At 37.5% G+C, this 3,094-nt stretch carries 2 protein-coding genes; both read left to right on the plus strand.

Going from position 1 to position 3,094, the window contains the following annotated elements; genetic code table 11:
• On the plus strand, positions 1 to 534 hold a 534-nt coding region (locus ABD915_RS09115), incomplete at its 5' end, for a hypothetical protein (protein ID WP_425548207.1).
• Positions 535 to 546: 12 nt separating this feature from the next.
• Positions 547 to 3,094 (plus strand): DUF6990 domain-containing protein (locus tag ABD915_RS09120; protein WP_345117570.1); only part of this gene is annotated, 2,548 nt, incomplete at its 3' end.

Genomic DNA, 3,094 nt, shown 5'->3' on the forward strand with positions numbered 1-3,094 from the left:
CAGAAGGAAAGTAAAAATAAGAAAAAAAACGGAAACAATAAAGAACCACAAAACAATAATGATGGAAAGGGTAACATACTTGAACAAGTCAGGAAGCATCATGATAAAAAACGCGATGAAAAAAAACAAGAATTAAAGGATGAAGGATGTAGAACATGCAAAACAGAAATAGTATTCAAAACTAAGACGGATAAGGGGGTAGTAAGATCTCGTGCGGATATTGTTTATATAGAGAATGGTAAAATAAAAATTGGCGAGGTAAAAACGGGGAAGAATGCTACATTAAGTGAACAACAAAAGATTTTGAAAGAAGCACATAAAAACGGAAATGCAGAGCCCACAAAAGGCAAATTTACGGAATTTCTTAAAGATAACAAAGAGTTCTTAGAAAAATATCAAAAAGATTTCAAAGATTTTAAAGGAAGTAAGAAAGAATTGGAAAATGAGAATAGAAAATGGATTAAAGAACAATTGAATAATAAGTTAGACAAAACTGACGTTGACATTTTTCGTTTTCCAGGACTTTTTGAATGAGAGTGAATAGCGATGCGAACTAAAGACGTGACAGAGATTTTAAAAACGCTTGGCTGGGAACCTTATCGTGCTGAAGATGGTAGTATGTTTGCGCATTATCATCTTCCCGATCGCATTGTAGGCATTAGTTATGATGTTGTAGATTATGGAGAGGATGAGGGAAAGTTTCGGCTATCGGCTAATCTTACCACTGCTGCTTATTGCCTTGCTTGGGAATATGCTAGTGGTGAAGTATCACAGGATAAGTATGAAGATACGCTGTTTTCTGCGAAAGAGGATTTCGATGTTACGGCTTCAGATCTCTCAGAAAGCCATGTTAAGGAATCTTTAAATAGGGTTATCGCTTGGACGAAAGCACAAGATATTGAACAAAAATTACGTGAAAAAGCAGCCAATCATTCTGCTGTTGCAGAAGCATTACTTGGTGATATTAAGGCTTTAAAAAGTTCTGAGTTTACACCCCAATTACATGTACCAGAATTTGCAGATTACAAAACAATAGGGTGGATTGAGCGCCTCATTCTTTTTGCGCAAGCTTATAAAAACGGGGAGTTAGACGATATTCTAACGCGTAAAAAGCCCAAACAGCGCTCGATAAGCCTTACAGCAGCAAGCCGTATTCTTAAAACCCAAGGGTGGTTTTCTACGGAACCTGGAAAAATGTGGCTCTCTTTGCCAGACCGTTTTATTCAGTTTAATTTTGGCTTTATACGTCTTCATGATAATTACAATGTTCGTCTTGAGGCTAAAATATCTAATGAAGAGATTTCTTTGGCTTGCTTGTATATTCATTTTTGTGGACAACGTAATCTTGTACGACCTACGGATATTTATCGATCTTTTAATACGATTGGAGGAGAGAATTTTCGTGGGATTGATAAAGGAATTGATATTTGTGTAGAGATATTGAATGAGCAAGAGTTGACAAAAATCTCTGAGCGGATAATACAATGGGCACGTGCCCAAGATTTACAAGCATCGATCGAAAGTAAAACACTTATCCAAAAATATAGCTACAATATACGTATAGTCTGGCATTTAGCTTGTTTAGCATTAAAAGGTAAAATTGATGTCTTGAAATCTTATCAAAGTTTTCTAAAAGTAGGTACGATTTCTGAACATTTGGATGATGATGACGTAGAAAAATATGTTAATCACGCTGTTGAATTTTCTGAAAAACATCTGAAAATTCTTCATGAGAGAGAGGCTGCAGAAGCACATCTTGGTCCACAAGCTTTGATTACTTTCAATAAAGTTGCAGAGCAATTAAAACAAATGAGTTGGACAGTTTATCGTGATAAAAACTACAATCGCAATGCTTATTTTATAAGTAAAGACCGTATAATCAATATAATGTGCAGCCTTCAAAGTGATGGAGAAGAGCCGATTGTTGCGTTTAAGGCTTCCCTTTCAACACTTGGTTTTTCCACTGCTCATAGAGAAATTTTCTATAATATGCCTCAATATATAACCATCAAAGAAGCAGAAGAAGTTTATACAGTTTCTAGTACTGAATTGGATGAAGGCAAGCTGAAACAGATCAGTGCGGATATTCTTGAATGGGCTGATCGGCAAAATGTGAATCAAATCATCTATGATTATGCGGCTTTTCCCCCAGACAGTGAACTTGATCTTGTAGCGCGTCACCTTATTGCACTTGTTTTGATTGGGGATGTTGAAAAGCTCAAATCTTATAAGGAGAATTTTAGAAAGGGAAATCCCTTAGGTTTTGTGGAAGAAATCTCAAAATATAGAATTGATAATCTCCTCACTCTTGCACGGGGTTATCGAGCAGGTTTTCCCAAAAACGCTCCGATTTTGAGCTTGGATCCACAAGCAACACCTATTGCTTCTAAAACAGCAGCTGTTGATCTGAGAGAGGAGATAGAGGAAGCGGATGATAAAGATGCTCCATTGACCATGGAAAGTGCTCATGCACTTTTGAAAAGCTTAGGTTGGTCAACCGAGAAAATCAATGAGAATGATTATATGGCAAGCTATCAATTGGCTGATCGTGAAGTAGATATTCTTTATAACGACGAAATTGCCAAAGATTGTCCACAATTTGATAGCGCCTTTTTGATTAGCACTGGCATTCTTTCCACCGCTTGCAAATTCATTGATCCTACCAACATGGAAGATATCCCAGATATACAGCTTAATTTTGAAGCCAAGGGATTAGAAATCTTTGAACCAGAAGTCACTGCAGATCGCTTAAAGCAAGCGCTTGATGATGCGCTAGAATGGGCGGTAACAGACATTGACCTTTCTAAAAGACTTCGCTCTGATTACGGCACTGCGTCTTGGGAAAAAAGCACTACGTCTAAAGCAAACGATGCACATTATACTTTGCTTCATATTGGCGCTCTTGCTTTGTTGGGTGATGTTGATACCTTGCAATCTTATAAGAAAAGCTTTACAGAAGGGGATCACCTAGGCTTTGACGAGAGCATCAACAAAACCCACCTTGAACGTGCAGTAGCTTTAGCTCAAGAAGTCGCAAAGGTAAAGCAACTGAGCTACGCTTTGATTGAACAAGTGTCAGAAAAGCTTGACAACC

The organism is Bartonella jaculi, assembly GCF_039543045.1.
Classification (GTDB): Bacteria; Pseudomonadota; Alphaproteobacteria; order Rhizobiales; family Rhizobiaceae; genus Bartonella; species Bartonella jaculi.